The 19,336-nt window shown below is 54.2% G+C and carries 16 protein-coding genes; 15 read left to right on the top strand and 1 reads right to left on the bottom strand.

What is annotated here, in order from left to right:
- Positions 1-27: 27 nt before the first annotated feature.
- The 11 genes from PG1C_RS11435 (at position 28) to PG1C_RS11385 (ending at position 13,836) form a co-directional block, all read left to right on the top strand.
- Positions 28-2,193 (top strand): thiamine pyrophosphate-dependent enzyme, encoded by a 2,166-nt coding sequence (locus tag PG1C_RS11435; RefSeq protein WP_202634889.1) that lies wholly within the window; start codon positions 28-30, stop codon positions 2,191-2,193.
- A 1-nt stretch (position 2,194) separates the two neighbouring features.
- Positions 2,195-3,802, top strand: a complete 1,608-nt coding sequence (locus tag PG1C_RS11430) for an indolepyruvate oxidoreductase subunit beta family protein (RefSeq protein ID WP_202634888.1) — start codon at positions 2,195-2,197, stop codon at positions 3,800-3,802.
- Positions 3,803-4,022: 220 nt separating this feature from the next.
- A complete protein-coding gene (locus tag PG1C_RS11425) occupies positions 4,023-4,802 on the top strand; it encodes a citryl-CoA lyase (protein ID WP_202634887.1) in 780 nt (259 codons plus the stop codon).
- Positions 4,803-4,881: 79 nt separating this feature from the next.
- Positions 4,882-5,802: an SDR family NAD(P)-dependent oxidoreductase gene (locus tag PG1C_RS11420; protein ID WP_237218169.1), complete on the top strand. Its 921-nt coding sequence runs from the start codon at positions 4,882-4,884 to the stop codon at positions 5,800-5,802.
- A 72-nt stretch (positions 5,803-5,874) separates the two neighbouring features.
- Positions 5,875-7,077, top strand: a complete 1,203-nt coding sequence (locus tag PG1C_RS11415; RefSeq protein ID WP_202634886.1) for a 3-oxoadipyl-CoA thiolase — start codon at positions 5,875-5,877, stop codon at positions 7,075-7,077.
- A 94-nt stretch (positions 7,078-7,171) separates the two neighbouring features.
- The gene (locus PG1C_RS11410) at positions 7,172-8,056 is read left to right on the top strand and encodes an HTD2 family dehydratase (RefSeq protein ID WP_237218168.1); all 885 of its coding nucleotides are present in this window, start codon (positions 7,172-7,174) and stop codon (positions 8,054-8,056) included.
- The gene (locus tag PG1C_RS11405) at positions 8,053-9,213 is read left to right on the top strand and encodes an acyl-CoA dehydrogenase family protein (protein WP_202634885.1); all 1,161 of its coding nucleotides are present in this window, start codon (positions 8,053-8,055) and stop codon (positions 9,211-9,213) included. The genes PG1C_RS11410 and PG1C_RS11405 overlap by 4 nt, the downstream gene beginning before the upstream one ends.
- Positions 9,213-10,400 (top strand): CaiB/BaiF CoA transferase family protein, encoded by a 1,188-nt coding sequence (locus PG1C_RS11400; RefSeq protein ID WP_202634884.1) that lies wholly within the window; start codon positions 9,213-9,215, stop codon positions 10,398-10,400. The genes PG1C_RS11405 and PG1C_RS11400 overlap by 1 nt, the downstream gene beginning before the upstream one ends.
- Positions 10,401-11,795, top strand: coding sequence for an MmgE/PrpD family protein (locus tag PG1C_RS11395; protein WP_202634883.1), 1,395 nt, complete (start codon positions 10,401-10,403; stop codon positions 11,793-11,795). It abuts the gene before it with no gap.
- A gap of 2 nt (positions 11,796-11,797) precedes the next feature.
- Entirely contained in the window at positions 11,798-12,607 is an 810-nt protein-coding gene (locus PG1C_RS11390; protein WP_202634882.1) for an HpcH/HpaI aldolase/citrate lyase family protein, read from the top strand.
- A gap of 158 nt (positions 12,608-12,765) precedes the next feature.
- Positions 12,766-13,836: a hypothetical protein gene (locus PG1C_RS11385; protein WP_202634881.1), complete on the top strand. Its 1,071-nt coding sequence runs from the start codon at positions 12,766-12,768 to the stop codon at positions 13,834-13,836.
- Positions 13,837-13,997: 161 nt separating this feature from the next.
- Here the strand turns inward: PG1C_RS11385 and PG1C_RS11380 are convergent, their stop codons facing one another.
- Positions 13,998-14,267: a hypothetical protein gene (locus PG1C_RS11380; protein ID WP_202634880.1), complete on the bottom strand. Its 270-nt coding sequence runs from the start codon at positions 14,265-14,267 to the stop codon at positions 13,998-14,000.
- A 227-nt stretch (positions 14,268-14,494) separates the two neighbouring features.
- On the opposite strand from PG1C_RS11380, the gene PG1C_RS11375 reads away from it, so the two are divergent.
- Genes PG1C_RS11375 through PG1C_RS11360 form a run of 4 tightly spaced genes read left to right on the top strand, consistent with a single transcriptional unit; the run spans position 14,495 to position 19,330 of the window.
- Positions 14,495-15,124, top strand: coding sequence for an XrtA/PEP-CTERM system exopolysaccharide export protein (locus PG1C_RS11375; RefSeq protein ID WP_414629198.1), 630 nt, complete (start codon positions 14,495-14,497; stop codon positions 15,122-15,124).
- 22 nt (positions 15,125-15,146) lie between these two features.
- On the top strand, positions 15,147-16,691 hold the full coding sequence (locus PG1C_RS11370; protein WP_202634879.1) for an XrtA system polysaccharide chain length determinant: 1,545 nt from the start codon (positions 15,147-15,149) through the stop codon (positions 16,689-16,691).
- A gap of 5 nt (positions 16,692-16,696) precedes the next feature.
- Entirely contained in the window at positions 16,697-17,683 is a 987-nt protein-coding gene (locus tag PG1C_RS11365) for an XrtA-associated tyrosine autokinase (protein WP_202634878.1), read from the top strand.
- Positions 17,684-17,695: 12 nt separating this feature from the next.
- The gene (locus tag PG1C_RS11360; RefSeq protein WP_202634877.1) at positions 17,696-19,330 is read left to right on the top strand and encodes a TIGR03016 family PEP-CTERM system-associated outer membrane protein; all 1,635 of its coding nucleotides are present in this window, start codon (positions 17,696-17,698) and stop codon (positions 19,328-19,330) included.
- The last annotated feature ends 6 nt before the right edge of the window (positions 19,331-19,336 follow it).

Here is a 19,336-nt window from a genome sequence, read left to right as displayed (position 1 = left end):
ACCACAATATCTAAAGGAGATATAACCATGGCACATTCTTACGCATCGGAGCAGATTGCCGAACTAGAGGGAAAGCAAGGCGACACGCTGTATGGCGATGGCGCATTGGTCGTACTCAAGGCTTTGCTCGAGTCCGGCATTAGCTACATCGGTGGTTACCCCGGCTCACCCGTTGCCAACGTGATGGATGCGGCAGCCGATGCTTATGAGACCGTGCTTAAAAAATATGGCATATTTTTTGAGACATCAAGTAACGAGATGGCGGCAGCTGCGCTGCTGACGACATCTGTTTATGGTCCGGTACGTGGCGCCGTGACGTGGAAGGTGCTGGGCAACGGTGTCGGTCAAGATGTGGTAGATCACGTCTCGCAAATAGGGGTAAAAGAAGGCGCGATGATTGTTGTTGGCGAAGATTACGGTGGTTCGAGTACTTCGGTTCTGCAGCGTACTTTGTCCTGGGGTGTGAAATCCGGCATCATCGTGATTGATTCACGGGGCGACTCGCAAGTGTTGCATCGCATGGTTAAAGAAGGCATGGATATATCGCGTGATAGCCAATCGGTTGTTGCCTTGCTGGTGCGCCCGCAGCTTTCACATTGCAATGCCCGCGTGACGGTTGGCGACAATGTCGTGGCCAAGATCAATACCAACAACAAAGCGATTGACTTCAAGCGCAACCCGGCGACATTTCCTTTTCCGCCAAACTCTTATTCGCAAGAGTCTGCACGGTTTGAGAGCCGTTTGCCTACGGCAGCACGACTGGTTGTTGAACGAAAACTGAATGAATACTTTGGTCATGCGGAGGCCAAGGTCGGCATCATTACGCATGGCACGACGTTCAATACCACCATGCGTTTACTGAGTCTTCTCGGCTTGGCAGACGAGTTTGGTGATCTTGATCCCAGGCTGCAGCTCCTCCAGCTGAATGTCATACATCCGCTGAATGATGACCAAATTGCCGGCTTTATGGAAGGCAAACACCATGTCCTGATTGTTGAGGAAGGTCAGCCTGATCTTCTGGAAATGCAAATTCGCATGCTGCTGCAAAAACGAGGCATCAATGTCAAGTTTTTCGGTCACGACATTATTCCAAAATATGGTGAGTTGTTGCCAGATCGTCTGGCCCAACCCTTGGCAAAATTTATTGCGGAAGCTATGCCCGAAATAAATCCTAGCCCTGTCACCATGCTAACGGGTGTTCTCTCGCGCAAGAGTGAAGCCGTTAGTATGTTCCCAGCGCCTGTGCCGCCGCGGATTCCCACCTTCTGCACGGGGTGTCCTGAGCGCCCGATTTTCGCGCAGATGAAAATTGAAGAATACAGAACGGGTGTGAAAGAATGGCATGGTGGTGATGTGGGTTGCTACGGCATGGCCGCCTACGCACCCTTTGGCATGGCCGATTCCAACATGGGTATGGGCGGAGGTCTTGCCGCTGCCGCTGGTATTTCGGCTTTATCTACTCAACAGAACGTTTCCGTTGTGGGCGATGGCACATTGTGGCACAGCGCATTTAATACGTCTGCCGCGAATGCCATCTATAACCGGCAAGATGCGATTTATATCGTGGCCGATAACAAATGGACGGCGATGACCGGCGCACATGAAAATCCTAACGTCGGCAAGTTGATGACTGGTGAAGCCATTGGTTCGGACATGAGTATTGAAAACACGTTCCGTGGCATGGGTGTCAGAGATGTTGAACGCGTTAATCCCTATGATTTCAAGGCATTCAAAGAGATCATGGATCGTTATCGTCGCGATTCAAAAATACCCAAAGTCCGCGTATTGATTTCTGAAGCCGAATGCCAGCTGCAAAAGCAACGGCGGGTCAAACCGGAACGCGAAGCGGCAATCAAGGCGGGCAAGCGGGTGGAAATTGATCGACTGGGTGTGGATGCGGAAGTTTGCGTGGGAGATCATGCCTGCATGCGCTTTAACGGCTGTCCTTCACTCACGCTCAAAGAAGGCCCGAACAGTTTGCGTACTGCGCCGGTTGCGGCGATTGACACCACCTGTGTTGGCTGTGGCGTGTGCGGCGAGATCACCACGGCGGCGCAACTGTGTCCCTCGTTTTTCAAAGTCACCAAAATCGAAAACGCCAGCTGGCTGGAAAAGATCAAGGCAAGTGTTTCTCGCTTGATGATCGGCAGTTCCGCTGCGCGTGTCCCCGTAACCAGCAAGGAAGCCGCCTAACATGAATACTGAAACGACGACTGTATCAACTGGAACTACTCAATCTGCCCGTCCTCGTGCCAAGCGCATCCTCATCGGTACTGTCGGTGGGCAAGGGGGGGGCGTGCTCAGTGATTGGCTTGTGCATGGCCTGCTTAATGCAGGCTGGCGCGCAACCAGCATTGGTCTGCTGGGTCTATCACAACGTGCGGGCACGGTGACTTATTACTGTGAAGCCATTCCTGGCCAAGGCAAAACGCCCATCCCCTCAGTGTTTGCAACTCCGGGAGACGTGGATCTGCTGATCGGTCAAGAGCTTCTAGAGTTAGGCCGCCTGGTCTTTGGCGGCTTTGCCTCACCGACATGCAGCATCATCGGCAACAGCACGCGCTACTTAACGACGATGGAAAAAATGCCCGCTGAAGGCGGCATTTATGATTCCTCCATCATCGCCCGTGCAGTCGCCGAGCTGGCCCCTGGGCGGCACAACGTGGTGGATGCACAACGTCTGGTGTTAGAAGCCGGTCTGCCCGCGCTGACCAGCAATGCGTTGTTGCTAGGTGCGGCGATTGCATCTCCCGCATTTGATTTGCCCCGCGAGCCATTCCATGAAGCAATTCGTGAATCCGAAGTCAATGTTAAAGCGAGCATTGCCGCGTTTGATATCGGGTATAACCGTGTCAAGGATGGCAGTTTGCCGCGCATGATGGTTGAAGGCCAGGCCCCGATTGATGGAGCCGAGCTTGCTCGTCAGCGCCAAGGGCGTCTGAACGACAGCCAGCGCAAAGATTACGACAGACTGTTAGCTCAGGGTGCGCAAACCTACGGCCCGCGTATGCACCTGATTCTCGCTGAATCGTTGTATCGCTTGATTGATTATCAAGACACCGCCTATGCCGCAGATTTTCTGGATCGCGTTGCGCGCATGGCGAAACAGCCGGGTGCAGATGCCAGTCTGGTTGAAGCGTATGCGCAACACTTATCTAATTGGATGACCTACGAAGATGGTGCGCGGGTTGCCCAGCTTAAAACACGGCCTGAACGCTTTGCGCGCATCAAGCAGGATTTTGGCGTTAAGGATGGTCAGCGCTTTGTTGTCACCGACTATTTGGTGCCAGATACTGAGCAAATCCTTGGTGGCTTGCCTGCGCCAATAGCTAACATCATCGAAAAAGTGGGTCGTCTGTTTAAATCTGATTTCGATAAGCTCAAATTTCCTATTCAGATCAAAACCAATGGTTTCGTGGGTTATACGACAATGCGCGGAATTTCCATGCTGAAGGGATTACGCCGCAGCTCACGACGCCATGGTCATGAACTGGCACTTTTGGCGCGTTGGGATGCCGCGATTTTGGCTAACCTGAAAAAGAGCCCTCAGCTGGGCGTGCTGGCAGCCGATGCAGGCCGGATTGTCAAAGGCTACGGACGAGTTCGGCAGGATGCATTGGCTGATTTCTGGGCGTTTCTGGATGAAGGATTGCCGCGTATCGAGCGCTTGGCTCAGGCAGGCGGCAGTGTTGATGTGCTGGGCAGCAAGGCGCTGTCACTGTTAGCAAAAGAAGCTGCCTCTGCACCCGCCATGCGTGCCTATCTCGATGCGGAAGAGCAACGCGTCAAGCCTGCTGCTTGATGCCAGTGCAGGCTAAAAGCTAATACGGCAAATCCAGGGAAACCTTTAGCAGCGACATACGCCGCTGCTAAAGGCCGCGAACTTGGGCGTTGAATTTGTCAGGGATGAGTTTTTTACACGATGTGATGAGTTGGTAGATGCGGATTACGGACTGTTCTGAGTTCTTTTTTCTAGAACGATTCAACAAATCATCGGATGCGGTGACGGAGAGATTTATCGTATGAGCAGAAAGCAAAAACCCATTCGTTCGGATATCGCCTGGAGTACGCCGGACCGGATTACCGTCAGAAACCGTGATTTGCCGAGCGAGATACTAGGCAAGCTGAATTTAGGTGACATGGCCTTTCTCGAGCTGACCGCCAGGCTGCCGACACCACAAGAATCCGTGATGTTCAATGCGCTGGTGGTGACATTGGTTGAGCATGGGGTGACGCCCAGCGCGTTAGCGGCACGCCTTACCTATGCGGGTGCGCCCGAATCACTGCAAGCAGCGGTTGCTGCGGGATTATGTGGCTTGGGTTCAGTCTTCGTTGGCAGCACAGAAACTACCGCACGCATGTTGTATGAGGCTTTGCCAGAAGGCTCGGGCGAGGTTGATCTGGAAGCGTTGGCAAAAGAAACTGTCAGCCGCATGCGTGCGCAAGGCGCGATTGTTCCCGGGCTGGGACATCCGTTGCACAAGCCGATTGATCCACGTACGCCGCGTCTGTTTCAACTTGCCGCAGAAAACGGGTTGTCTGGTCGCTATGTCGTTTTAATGCAGGCGATTGGCCGTGAAGCAGAACGTGCAGCAGGAAAGTCTTTGCCCATTAATGCGACGGGAGCCATTGGAGCCATTTGCTGCGAGTTTGGCTTCCCATGGAAAATCGTGCGCGGGCTGGGCGTCATGGCACGAGCAGTCGGGCTTGTTGGCCATATTCTCGAAGAAAGCCAGAATCCGATGGCGATTGAAATATGGCAACGAATAGAAGATGAGGCGAGTGCACATCTGCGCCCATAGGAATGAATATCCACAGCCAATGTTTTCATGAATAGAAAACGTTGCCTGTTTGAACTTATTTGACAAGGAGAAGAAAGCCGTGAGTGAGCAAGGCATGATGCAAGACAAGGTCGTCGTCGTCACCGGTGCAGGTCGAGGCATAGGCCGCGATATCGCATTATTGATGGCGGCAGAAGGCGCGCGCGTGGTGGTCAACGATCTGGGCGGTGCGGCCGATGGTTCAGGCAGCGATCAGACCCCCGCTGGAAGCGTGGTTCAGGAAATCCTCGCCAAGGGCGGGCAGGCCGTGGCGAATTATGAAAGTGTGGCTTCATGGGCCAGTGCTCACCGCATTATTGAATGCGCGCTGGATAACTTCGGGCGCATCGATAGCGTCGTGAACAATGCCGGTATTTTGCGTGATGTGATTTTTCACAAGATGACCGAGGAGCAATGGCACGCAGTGATTGACGTGCATCTGAATGGCGCTTTCTTTGTGAGCCGCGCCGCCGCTGAACATTTTCGCAAGCAGGAAAGCAGCTCGTATGTCCATATGACATCCACATCTGGCTTGATTGGCAACCTGGGTCAGGCTAATTATTCAGCCGCTAAATTGGGTATTGCCGCGTTGTCCAAATCAATCGCGTTGGATATGCGTCGCTACAACGTGCGTTCCAACTGTATTTCACCTTTTGCCTGGAGCCGCATGATTGGCTCTATCCCGACCGAGACCCCGGCGCAACAAGCGCGTGTCAAGCGATTGCAGACCATGGAAACAGCAAAAATTGCACCTGTGGTTGTCTATCTGGCTTCTGATGCGGCAAAAGATGTGACCGGACAAATTTTTGCTGTGCGTAGTAATGAAATATTTCTCATGAGCCAGCCACGGCCGACACGCGGCATTCATCGCAGCGAAGGGTGGACGCCGCAGACGGTTGCTGAACACGCCATGCCGGCACTCCGTTCCAGCTTTGTTCCGCTGGATATTTCTGGCGATATTTTTAGTTGGGATCCGGTCTGACTACACTGACTGCAAGCTTTTCTCCCGCTTACCACTTACCACCTCCCAATAAGGTGGTCAAAGGAGTTATCCATGCTTGATGCCTATATTTACGACGGCCTACGTTCAGCTTTTGGGCGGCATGCCGGTGCTCTGGCAGCTGTTCGTCCCGACGATTTAATTGCGGGCGTGATGAAAACCCTGGTTGAGCGCTCACCCTGGGAGCCGGTGCAGATTGAGGATGTGCTGCTCGGATGCGTCACGCAAGCCGGCGAAGATGCACGCAACATTGCACGCAACGCCCTGTTGCTGGCGGACTTTCCCGTCACTGTGCCGGGGCAGACGGTGAACCGTCTATGCGCTAGCGGCCTGGGTGCGGTGGTGGATGCCGCACGGGCGCTGACCTGTGGCGAGGGTGAGCTTTATCTTGCCGGTGGCGTGGAAAGCATGAGTCGTGCGCCCTATGTTATTGGCAAGGCAGACAGCGCCTACAGCCGTGATGTAAAAATGTACGACAGCACGATCGGCACGCGGTTCCCCAATCCAGACATGATTTCGCGGTATGGCAATGACTCGATGCCAGAAACGGGAGATAACGTCGCCAAGGATTTCGGTATCTCGCGCGAAGAAGCCGATGTTTTCGCGGCGGGATCGCAAGCCAAGTATGAAAAAGCCCGTGCCGCAGGTTTTTTTACGGAAGAAATTACGCCTGTCAGCGTGCCCACCGGGCGCAAATCGCCGCCGCGTATCGTTGATCAGGATGAACATCCGCGCCCGGAAGCAACCCTGACGACACTTTCTGCACTGAAGCCTTTGGCGGTCGGCGGTGTGGTGACGGCGGGCAATGCGTCTGGTATTAATGATGGCGCTGCTGCCTTGTTGATCGGTAGCCGCGCTGCAGGTGAAAAAGCCGGGGTTAAACCGCTCGCACGGATTATTTCAGCGGCGGCGGCGGGGGTTGCGCCACGCATCATGGGGGTAGGTCCCGCGTATGCGATTCCCAAAGCCTTGGCACGCGCCGGGCTGACATTGCAAGACATGGACATTATCGAAATTAACGAAGCATTTGCGTCGCAGGTATTGTCTTGCCTGAAAATAATGAAGATAGCGCTGGATGATCCGCGTGTTAATCCCAATGGTGGCGCCATTGCGCTGGGCCATCCGCTCGGTGCATCGGGTGCCCGTTTAACCCTGACTGCAACGCGAGAACTCATCCGCAGCAAAAAGCGTTATGCGGTGGTCAGCCTGTGCATCGGCATTGGGCAAGGCTTGGCCATGGTGATTGAGCGTCTTTGAGTGTGGCAGCGTGTGACACGCTGTGATACCCCGTGACACTCCGTTGCGGCCATTGATTGGTCAGGTCAATTGGTTATATCAAAATGAGTCGCGTATGACAGTCGATATGGAATATCTCGCGCAATGGACAGGCCGCAGCGAGGTGGTGCAGGATGTACTGCACGCCAAACCGCTGGTGTTGTTTAGCGCCACCCTTGACCGTCAGGACCCTGTGCCAAACGAAGGGGATGTTGTTCCACCGTTTTGGCATGGCTTGTATTTTTTGACGGCGAGCCGTCAATCTGAACTAGGGGGGGATGGCCATCCACCTCGGGGAGGATTTCTTCCTCCTGTGCCACTGCCACGAAGAATGTTTGCCGGTGCGCGCGTGGAATTTTTACGGCCATTGCGTGTAGGCCAACCAGTTGAACGGCGCTCAACCATCCTGAGCGTGAGCCAGAAACAGGGGCGCAGCGGCGATATGATTTTTCTGCGCTTGCGGCACGACATCAGCGATGCGGCGGGCGTTTGCGTGATTGAAGAACAAGACATTGTGTATCGGGATGATCCTGATACCAATCATGCGCAATCCGCCGCTACTGCCGTATCACCAGCGCCGACTTTTTCAATCGCCGCTCGGGAGCCAGCATGGTCGCGCACTATCGTGCCTGATCCGGTGTTGTTGTTCCGTTACTCTGCGCTCACTTTTATCGGCCACCGCATTCATTACGATTACCCTTACACCACCGAGGTTGAGGGCTATCCTGGTCTGGTGGTGCATGGCCCGTTACAGGCCACGCTTTTACTGGATTTATTGCGCCGCGAGCAACCCCAATGTGTGCCTGCACGGTTTGAATTCCGCGCGGTGAGCCCTTTGTTTTGTACTGGCTCGTTTCGTGTTTGCGGTGCGCCGACGGGTGAAGGCAAATTCAGCCTCTGGATTGAAGATCAGCAAGGCCGCATAACCATGCAGGCAACCGTTACCGAGAGATTTCCATGAATGCTGCTGCTGAAAAATTTCCCGAACTGCGCGAGGCGTTGCGTGATTTATGCGCACATTATCCCGATGAGTATTTTCGTCGTATTGATGAGGCGCGCGGCTATCCGGAAGCATTCGTCAATGCGCTGACCGAGGCGGGTTGGCTGGCGGTGATGATTCCGCAGGAATACGGTGGTGCCGGGCTGGGTCTGGCTGAAGCCTCGGTCGTGATGGAAGAGGTTAATCGTTGCGGCGGCAATGCCGGCGCCTGCCATGGCCAGATGTACAACATGAGCACCTTGCTGCGGCATGGTTCAGCCGAACAGAAAGCCAAATATCTGCCGGGCATCGCCAGCGGCAAACTGCGCTTGCAATCGATGGCGGTGACCGAGCCGACGACGGGTACGGATACGACCAAACTGAAGACTACGGCAGTGAAGCACGGTGATCGTTATGTGGTCAATGGGCAGAAGGTCTGGATCTCGCGCATTCAGCATTCCGACCTGATGATCCTGCTGGCACGCACGACGCCGGTAGCCGAGGTGAAACGCAAATCCGAGGGCATGTCGACTTTCATCGTCGATCTCAAAGAAACGATTGGCAAGGGCATGAGCGTGCGGCCGATTCGCAACATGGTCAATCATGAAACCAATGAAGTCTTTTTCGACAACCTGGAAATTCCGGCGAAAAACCTGATTGGCGAAGAAGGCAAAGGCTTCAAGTACATCCTCGACGGACTCAACGCCGAGCGCACCTTGATTGCCGCCGAATGCATTGGCGACGCCTACTGGTTCATTGACCGTGCGACGAAGTATGCCAATGATCGCATCGTGTTTGACCGCCCGATCGGCAAGAATCAGGCCGTGCAGTTTCCGATTGCCGAAAGCCATATCGAAACGGAAGCCGCGAACCTGATGCGCTGGCAAGCCTGCGCCTTGTTTGATGCGCATCAGCCCTGCGGCGCAGAAGCCAATATGGCCAAATATCTGGCGGCCAAGGCCTCGTGGGAAGCGGCCAATGTGTGCCTGCAAACGCACGGCGGCTTCGGCTTTGCGGCCGAGTACGATATTGAGCGCAAGTTCCGCGAAACGCGGCTGTATCAGGTGGCGCCGATTTCGACCAACCTGATTTTGTCCTATGTCGCCGAGCACGTGCTCGGCTTGCCGAGATCGTTCTGATGCGTCCGCTGGAAGGCATTACGGTCGTGACGCTGGAACATGCGATTGCGGCGCCGTTCGCCACGCGTCAACTGGCCGACCTGGGCGCGCGGGTGATCAAGATCGAACGTCCGGGCAGCGGCGATTTTGCGCGGGGGTACGACACGCGCACGCGCGGCATGGCGTCGCACTTTGTATGGACCAATCGCTCCAAGGAAAGCCTGACGCTGGACGTCAAGCACCCGCTGGCGCGCGGCGTGCTGGAGCGCCTGCTGGCGAAAGCTGACGTGCTGGTGCAGAATCTCGCGCCGGGAGCCGCCGCGCGTCTCGGGCTTTCTTTCGACGTGCTGGAGAAAGTTTATCCGCAACTTATCCTTTGCGATATTTCCGGTTACGGCGACAACGGCCCCTACACGGAAAAGAAGGCCTACGATTTGCTGATCCAAAGCGAATCCGGCTTCCTCTCGATTACCGGCACGCCCGGGTCGCCCTGCAAGGCGGGTAATTCGGCTGCCGACATCGCCGCCGGCATGTATGCCTATTCAAACATTCTCGCCGCGTTGCTGGAGCGCGGTAAAACGGGCCGCGGCCGCCGCATCGAAATTTCCATGTTAGAGGCCATGGCCGAGTGGATGAGTTATCCGCTGTACTACAGCATCGACGATCAGCCGCCGCCGGGGCGCACAGGTGCTGCGCATGCGACGATTTATCCGTATGGTCCGTTTAAAGTCGGCGCTGGCGACACGGCGAGTACGGTAATGCTGGGTCTGCAAAACGAGCGTGAGTGGGTGGTGTTCTGCGCGCGCGTTTTGCTACGCCCTGAACTGGCTCAAGACGAACGATTCGCTGGCAATGCGCAGCGTCAGACACATCGTGAAGATTTGGCAGCAATTATTGAATCCGTTTTTTCTCAACTCGATGTGGCAACACTGGTTGAGCGGCTCGATGCGGCTGGCATTGCCAATGCGCGCGTCAATGACATGGCAGCAGTGTGGCGGCATCCGCAACTTGCGGCGCGCGACCGCTGGCGCACCATCGATTCCCCGGTGGGCGCATTGCCTGCGCTGCTGCCACCCGGCATGTCGGCAAGCGACGAGCCACGCATGGATGCCGTGCCTGCGCTGGGCGAACATACGCAGGCGATTTTGGTCGAGCTGGGCTTGGATGAAAACGAGATCCGGCAACTTGAGCGTGAGGGAGCCATTTGAATGAGCGTGCAAACTGAACAAGGAGCCAGCGCGGCACTCGCCCGCTTTGCCGCCGCGCTGCGTTTCGAGCATATTCCCATCCCCGTATTGCGCCGCGCCGAAGATTTGTTTCTCGACTGGCTGGCCTCTGCGCTGGCTGGCAAGGGTGCGCGTCCGGTAGAAGCCATTGATCGGTTTGCACAAGCCATGGGCCCCTCGCTGACACATGATGTGACATTTAATGCCGATGCCGAAGTGTTGATTTCGCGGCGCAGTACCAGCGCCTACTTTGCAGCGATGGTGAATGCCGCGGCTTCGCATTATGTCGAGCAGGATGACGTGCACAATGGTTCGGTGTTCCACCCGGCCACGGTGGTATTCCCGCCTGCCCTGGCGCTGGCGCAGTCGCTGGGCAAGTCAGGCAAGGATTTTCTGTTGGCGGTCGTCGTCGGTTACGAAGTCGGCATTCGCGTTGGCGAATTTCTTGGGCGTTCGCATTACCGCATATTCCACACGACGGGCACGGCGGGCACGCTAGCCGCTGCCGCTGCTGCGGGCTCTTTACTCGGGCTTAATGCAGAACAGATGCTGCATGCCTTTGGTTCGGCGGGCACGCAGGCTGCGGGTTTGTGGGAATTCCTGCGCGATGCCGCCGACTCAAAGCAACTACACACCGCGCGCGCAGCGGGCAATGGGCTGACGGCGGCCTGGCTGGCTAAAGAAGGTTTTACCGGTGCGCGGAAAATTCTTGAAGGCGATCAAGGCATGGCCACCGGCATGTGCGCAATTTCACCCGCGCCGCAACCAGCGAAACTAACTGACCGGCTGGGCAGTCGCTGGGCGCTGGCAGAAACCTCATTCAAGTTCCACGCCTCGTGCCGCCACACGCATCCGGCGGCCGATGCGCTGTTGCGGGTGATGACAACCAACGGCCTGCATGCTGACGACATTGCCAAGGTGGTGTGCCATGTGCATAAAGCTGCCATCGACGTGCTCGGCCCGGTGGTTGATCCGCGCACCGTGCATCATGCCAAATTTTCCATGGGCACAGTGCTGGCGTTGGTCGCCCGGTTTGGTTTCGCGGGTCTGACTGAATTTGATCAGCACTTCTTTGATGCCATGACGACGGACTTTTGCCGCCGTGTGGTGATGGTGCTGGATGAAGAAGTGGATACCGCCTATCCGGTGCGCTGGATAGGCAAGGTGACAGTAACAACGCGGGACGGGCGCCTACTGCATGGGCGGGTCGACGAACCCAAGGGAGACCCCGGCAATACCTTGTCGCGCCCGGAACTGGAAGACAAAGCGCGGCGGCTGGCGGCGTTTTCTGGTGGTGCGAGTGCGGACGAGATCACGCGGTTGATTCAGCTGGCATGGACGCTAACTGAACAAAAGCAGCTTGGCCGCTTGCTGTAACGATGCAGCACTCGTTTCTATTTGTTCCCGGTAACCGACCGGAGCGCTTTATCAAAGCGCTGGATTCAGGTGCGGATGCGATCATTATTGATTTGGAAGATGCTGTTGCGGATGCAGAAAAGGCCGCCGCCCGCACAGCGATTATGCAGGCTGTGTTTGCCCGGCCGGATGTTTTGGTTTATGTACGTATTAACGCAGTGGATACGCCCTGGTTTCTGGAGGACTTGACGGTTTTGGAGCATGCTGGAATTTGTGGCGTATTTTTGCCCAAAGCTGAGTATGCCGAAAATATTACCCAAGTGCGTGCCCAAGTCCGCGCACAGGCTGCATGCCGAGTCATTCCTATCATTGAAACAGCGACGGGGTTGTGTCATGCGCAGGAAATTGCACGGGCTAGCGGCGTTGAACGGCTGGCCTTTGGTTCGATGGATTTTCAGCTGGATATGAATTGCGACGGTAGCGATACAGCGCTGCTTTATGCGCGTTCGCAGCTGGTGGTTATTTCGCGTTGGGCAGGCTTATTGGCCCCCATTGATGGCGTGACACTGGCAATGGATGATGAATCGCGCGTGGTAGCTGACGCGCGCCATGCCAAGGCGCTAGGCATGGGGGGTAAATTATGCATTCATCCGCGGCAGGTTGGTGCAGTTAACACCACTTGGCAGCCGATGCCAGAAGAAATTCTCTGGGCGCGCAAGGTGCTTGCCGCAGGTGGTGCGGCGGGTGCCAATGCGGTCGCGGTGGATGGCGTGATGATAGATCGGCCCTTATTGCACAAGGCACAGCGGATACTTTCCCGCTCACAGTCTTAGGTCGTGGCAAAGGTACAGTACATCACCGTTGATTGAAAGCGCGATGTGTACAATGTGTTCGCTGTAACACTTGGTAATAATGACAATACATTAACGTTAAAAGTCATTGGTAAGCAAGTATTTGTTTTTAAAAATCATAAAATACAGGGGGATAAAACATGAAGCTGGATAGCCAACCCATGCTGGGGCTTGTTGCAAGCGTGCTCGTTGTGAGTGCCGCGTTGTGGATATCAGTGTCGCTCTCGCCAGAGGCGATGTTAACCTGGGTCAGCTTGATCATGGTAGCCATGGTGCCCATGCAGATGGTGATCGGCTTGGCGTGGGGGAGCCATCATCCAGCATCGATTGCAGCAATGCCGCAACTCACACGCGGCCTCGCTTTTTCTTTGTTGATGGCGACGGTGGGTGCACTGGTTGCTTATATTTCATATGTCACCGTGGGCGGAAGCATTCAACCGCCAACGCCGTTTGTGAACATGTTTTTGATCTTTGCTGTGCCGATGACTTTAACGCTGATCATCCCGTTTCAGCGTTGGCCTTTTACCGCTTTGCTGGGCGATAAGCCGGTGGCAATAGGTTTTGCACTCCTGGTGACAGCGTATGGCCTGGCGTGGCTCTTGTATCACCTGTTGTTTGATTTCAGCTTCTCGCAGCAAGCGCCTTTTTATCAGGCCACGCTCGACCCGCATGGCATGTTCACTGCCTGGCTGCCGCTGACTGCCAGCCTCGGTGGGGTGGTCGCGATTCTGTGTCTGGTGCTGCTCGACTTCTGGCCCTTGCCGCTGCTGGCTCAGGCCAGCCCGGCTTACGGTCGGCAACCTCTGTTCGGGATCGCCGCCAGCGTACTCATCGCGCTGATAGTGGCCGCACTGTGGTACGTGTTCATCACTAGTCAAGGCATGGATGTGGTGGCCTTCATGGTACGAGTCTGCGTATCGATGATTTTCGGTGTCTTCGTCATCCTGGTGATGTTTGAAGGTGCGCCGTTTGTTCGCCTGTCCCAGCCCTGGCGCGGCTTGGTGTTGATATTCGCTGCGGCATTGCTGGCCGTGACTCTGCACGCGTTATATCGTGCCATTGCTATTAGTCGCTTTGGCCTTCCTGGCGGCGCCCCGGATTATGCGCTGGAACTTTGGCTGGCAACGAGCATGTTGGCAATTACTTTTCCTCTCATGGTCGCCTTCGCCAGCTTTTTCAATTTCTGGCCGTTGCGCAGGTTTGATCAGTAATAAGCGAACCGCCTGAAAAGTCGGTGCTGGTGAGACGGCATGTGACATGCTCCAAGTCCCTACGGGGCGAAGTCAATTATTTCGCACCAGTTAGAGCTGTCGCAGGGCGACGCAGGCTGGAAATGATCCCGATAATGCCCACCAGTGTTGTCTTCGTCTCGTCAGCCGCTCACATTGATAATGGCGCCATCGAATAGTGGTGCAAATTTTCTTAATTCAACATTGGACCGGTGACGTGGCCTGACACGATCGCGGGCAGCGCGTGTCATCGCATTTGCCGAACTACGGTGTATGGCCGCCAGGTCTTGTTGCACGACTTGGCCCGCGAGTGGCGGACGCATTAGCCCCATCAGAGAAGTTTCAAAAATTCTCAAGCCAGTTCCTTTAAGGGTGTTGGCCTGTTTAATCCGCTTGTTAAAAGGTTGGTTCATGTTATGCTCCCAGCCTAAGACGCTTGGCATTTTCGTGGTTTGGGCTTTTTTAAGTGTATGTTTGCGTTTAGAAAGTCGGCGTACTTCGTGTTTTTTTATTAATGATACTTGCCTGTTGTTGTGATGCTGATGGGTTTTGGAATGTGTACACCCCGTGCCACACAGGGTTTAGGGTGCAGGGTTTAGCAAGCTTGATTTTTAAGGGGTAAATGATGCTGAGAATTGATATGAGTTTTCGCCGTTCGATGGGAGGGGTGGCTCGCTATTTCTTTATTGCTTTAGCTGCTACGCTTTTGGTCGGTTGTGCGACCAATAATGAATTTGCGCCCGCGCCTGCAACTGCTGCCACGAGCGATTACAGCTACCACATTGGCCCGGGTGATATCGTCAATATTGTGGTCTGGCGTAATCCTGAGTTGTCAATGTCTGTACCTGTTCGTCCTGATGGCAAACTTGCTGCCCCTTTGATTGAAGATTTGCCGGCGCTTGGCAAGGACCCTACGACCTTATCACGGGATATTGAAAAAGCGCTGGCCAAATTTATTCGTGACCCAGTGGTTACTGTCATTGTTACCCAGTTTGTGGGCCCTTACAGTGAGCAGATTCGGGTCGTTGGCGAAGCCACCAAGCCACAAGTGCTCTCTTACAAGCAAAAAATGACGTTGCTTGATGTCATGATTGCCGTGGGCGGTGTAACGGATTTTGCCGATGGCAATGGCGCAACGATTCTGCGCTCGGCTGAAGGTAATAAGCAATATAGTGTTCGCATCAAAGATCTTATCAAGCGGGGGGATGTATCTGCTAACGTTGAGATGAAACCGGGCGATGTTTTGATAATTCCGCGCAGTTGGTTTTAATTGAGCGTAAAGGGCTTCGGTAATGGATGAGGTTGTTCGACATATACGTCTGGTGCTGCGTGGTATGTGGTTGCACCGTTGGCTGGGCGTCGCGGTTGCATGGGTTGTGGGAGTGGTTGCAGGAACCGCAATTTTTATTACCCCAGATAAATACGAGGCCTCGGCACGGATATATGTTGACACCGATTCTGTTCTCAAGCCCTTGTTATCAGGCTTGGTTGTGCAGGGAAACACGGAGCAGAAAATTGCGATTTTGAGCCGAACGCTTATCAGTCGCCCCAATGTAGAAAAGCTGATTCGCATGGCTGATCTTGATCTGGGCCTGAAGTCCGTAAAAGACAAGGAATCGCTGATTGACCACGTCATCGACACGCTGAAGATCAAAAGTGTCGGGCGCGACAATCTTTATCTCATTGAGTACCTGGACGCTGTTCCGGAAACGGCCCGTAAGGTCGTAAGCTCGCTGACGACTATTTTTGTTGAGTCTGGACTGGGTGGGAATCAGAGTGATTCTGATTCGGCGCGTAAGTTTATTGATGATCAAATTAAGGTTTATCAGCAAAAGCTTGAAGTGGCAGAAAGTCTTCTGAAAAAGTTTAGGCTCGAGCATATCGACGCACAGCTTGATAGCGAAAAAGACGGTGGTGGACGCTTGAATGATTTGAGTAATCAGCTCAGTCAGGCGCGTCTTGAGTTGCGCGAGGCCGAAAACGCCCGCTCTTCACTGCGCCAGCAAATTCTTGGGGTCGACGGTGCAGGAGGCAGTTCAGGGATTATTTCTGTGCCTGAAATTGATAGCCGTATTGATGCCATGAAGCAAAATCTCGATGTGCTGCTACAGAAGTTTACAGAAGACTACCCTGATGTTCGCGGTGCGCGGCGTGTCATCAAGGATTTAGAAGAGCAGAAGAAGCGCGAAATTGAGTCACGTCGAAAGCAGGCGGCTAGCAATGTGTCATCTTTAACCAATAGTGATTCGGTTTCTCCTCAGCTTAAGGCGGCGCTTGTTACTGCCGAATCACAGATTGCTTCTCTCCGTGCCCGTGTGGCTGAATATGAGGCGCGCTATGCCAGAGCAATCGGCAATGTCAAACGTTTACCCGAAGTGGAGGCTGAATACGCCCAGCTTAACCGCGACTATGGCATTATCAAAAAGAATTACGATGAGCTTGTACAGCGTCGCGAATCCGCGTCTATATCCGAGGGAATGTCCTCGGTTTCCAGTGTTGCTGAATTTCGGTTGATTGATCCGCCACGCGTATCGCCCAAGCCTGTTGCACCCAATCGGATGGCTTTGTTGCCCTTGGCTTTGCTTGCATCACTTGCTGCGGGGGTTTTCGCTTGTTTTGTTGCCAATCAAGTGCGGCCGACATTCTCGGATGCACGGACCTTGCGCGAATTAACCGGTTTGCCGCTTCTGGGCGCTGTATCTCGCTTCGGCACGCTGACAGATAAACTTCGCGAGCGCAAAGACAGAGTGATGCTTCTTGGCGGGATTGGCTCGCTTGCCGCGGTATATGTGGTGGCTATTCTCGTATCATTCATAATGATCTCGCAGGCGACGTGAAAAATATGGACATTATTGAACAAGCCGCTAAGCGCCTTGCCGAACTTCGCCAGTCTGGCGTTGACGTTCCAGGCAATCCGGTAGAAAAAGTTCCAGAGGTAAAGGCGAGTGCTTCACCGCAATCACCGGATAATTCAGTCGCGGGGGGCGTATCGCCAGTTGTAGGCGGCAATCAAGCGTTGCATGTGCCCGCAGGCGTGACCTCTCGCCGTACAGCGTTTGATATGGTGGCATTGGCTAGTCGCGGGATCATCACGCCGGATACAGCGCGCTCTCGGCTTGGTGCTGAATTGCGGGTGCTTAAACGTCCTCTGTTGCAAAATGTACTGGGCAAGAGTGCAGCGCGTATCAAGGACGCCAACCTGATTATGATCACGAGTGCCGTGCCAGGTGAGGGCAAGTCGTATCTTGCTGCCAATTTGGCGATGAGTATCGCGATGGAACTAGATCACACGGTGCTGCTCGTCGATGCAGATGTTGAGCGACCATCCCTGCCTAGAATGTTAGGTTTTGAGCACGGGAAAGGGCTATTGGATGTCCTGTTGGATAGTCAGTTAGATCTTAGTCAGGTTATGCTGCGAACAAATATTGAGAAACTTTCTATCTTGCCAGCAGGGACTCACCACCCACGTGCAACTGAATTGCTGGCCAGTGCTGCGATGAATAAACTGCTCGCTGAAATGGCGCGACGCTATCCGGATCGCATCATTATTTTTGACTCCCCACCGCTGCTAGTAACAACCGAAGCACGGGCGCTGGCTGGTCATATGGGGCAGGTAGTGGTTGTGGTCAGGGCCGATAGCACAAGCCATGCGGAGGTCAAGCATGCTGTTGCGGCACTCGAAGTCTGCCCAGTGAAAATGGTGGTGCTAAATCAGACTACCGGCCACTTTGATGGTCATGGCTATGATTACGGCTACGGCTATGGCTATGGTCATGGCTATGGGGCAGAATCAAATGATCAGCCTCGGGGTAGTGGCAACCTTGGGTAAGGTCATTTTTTGATGATGCTAACTGGAATGCTCGCAAATTTGATCTTTAACAACAGAGACTCTGCGCCTTATGAGAAAAGATTGCAGTTAGCTATCCGAACCTTGCTTTTTTCAATCTGTACTGTAGGCATTGCCATTGCCCAACAAGTTGATTCAACACCAGTAGATGATGTATCTGCAGTGATGCCTTCTGCAGTCCCTGCATGGCGTATCGTGCCTTCCATAGCGACGGATGTGACGTACACCGATAATGTCGGACTGGTGAATACTTCCAAAAAAAGCGATCTGGTGACCCGGCTGAGTCCGGGTATTGTCATAGAGGGCCGGGGTGGGCATGTGACTGGTAGTCTTGATTATCGCTGGCAGGAATACGCATACGCTAGAGACAGTAACCGCAATAATCAACAAAGATCGCTGAATGCGACTGGTAAGCTGGAGTTAGTTGACCAATGGCTATACATCGATGGCCGGGGTTCGATTTCTCAGCAACCGATATCAGTATTTGGTACGCAAGGCGTGAGCAATGATCTAGTCAATACCAATCGTACCGAAACGTCCACCTATCAATGGTCTCCTTATATCCAGGGCAGACTGGGCGGTGTTGCTGATTACACCTTGCGGTATACCGGAGCGCGGTCAAAGGCTGGCGCAGGCGAGCTTGCCGCAGGCTCGGGAACCACGTCTCGCGCCTGGAGTGGGCGCTTGGCAGGAGACACCTCTCTTGCCAGTTTAGGGTGGTCAGTTGACCTGCAACAGCAGCGAATGGAGCGTAGTACCGCGCGCAACACGCAATCCAAACGCGCTGTTGGAACACTTGAGTATCGGATTGACCCGCAAGTGCGTCTGCATGCAAGTCTTGGTCGAGAGTCGGATGATTACAGCAATACACAATCCCAATCGCGAACAGTGCGCGGTTTTGGGGGCGATTGGGCGCCGACAGAGCGTACGACAGTGTCTCTCAGCAAAGAAAAACGTTCTTTTGGCGATAGTTACAACGCAGATTTCAGCCATCGGACAGCGCTGACGGCGTGGAAGCTTTCGCAAAGCCGAAGCGTGAATGTGCCCGCTGATCAGTTAATAAATACGTCGCTGAACTCGGCTTTTGAGTTGCTTAACCTGCAGCTGACGTCAACAATTCCTGATCCTGTTGCACGTACTCAGCAAGCCAATTTATTGCTTCAGCAAGCGGGGATTCCTGCAGATGCGCAAGCATTTGGCACGCTCGTTACTTCGAGAGTGTATATTTCCCGCCGCCGGGAAGCATCGTTTATTCTGACCGGCGCTACCAATATTTTCACGCTATCAGCGGACAGTAGCGATAACCAGGCACTAGGGTCGGGTGGCGTGATTGCCGACGATTTTTCGCTCAGCCCGAACATTCAGCAATCGGGTTTTACAACGAGCTGGGCTCACAAGCTGTCACCAGATACGGCGATTACTCTAAATGGTCGTCGCTCACGCAATAAGGGATCGACAGCTGGTCTTGATACGCGATTAACTGCCTTATCGTTGTTGCTGACCACAAAACTCGGGCCGAAAACCTCAGCGACTGTAGGTTTGCGTCGAACGCGTTCCAACACTGATAGTGCGACTGCTAGCAGTTATGATGAGCAGGCATTAACAGGTTCACTGTTTGTCACATTTTAGTTAAGT

The sequence above is a fragment of the Rugosibacter aromaticivorans genome, assembly GCF_000934545.1.
Classification (GTDB): Bacteria; Pseudomonadota; Gammaproteobacteria; order Burkholderiales; family Rhodocyclaceae; genus Rugosibacter; species Rugosibacter aromaticivorans.
Note: the sequence above shows the minus strand (reverse complement) of the source record. Positions and strands in the feature narration are given on the sequence as shown.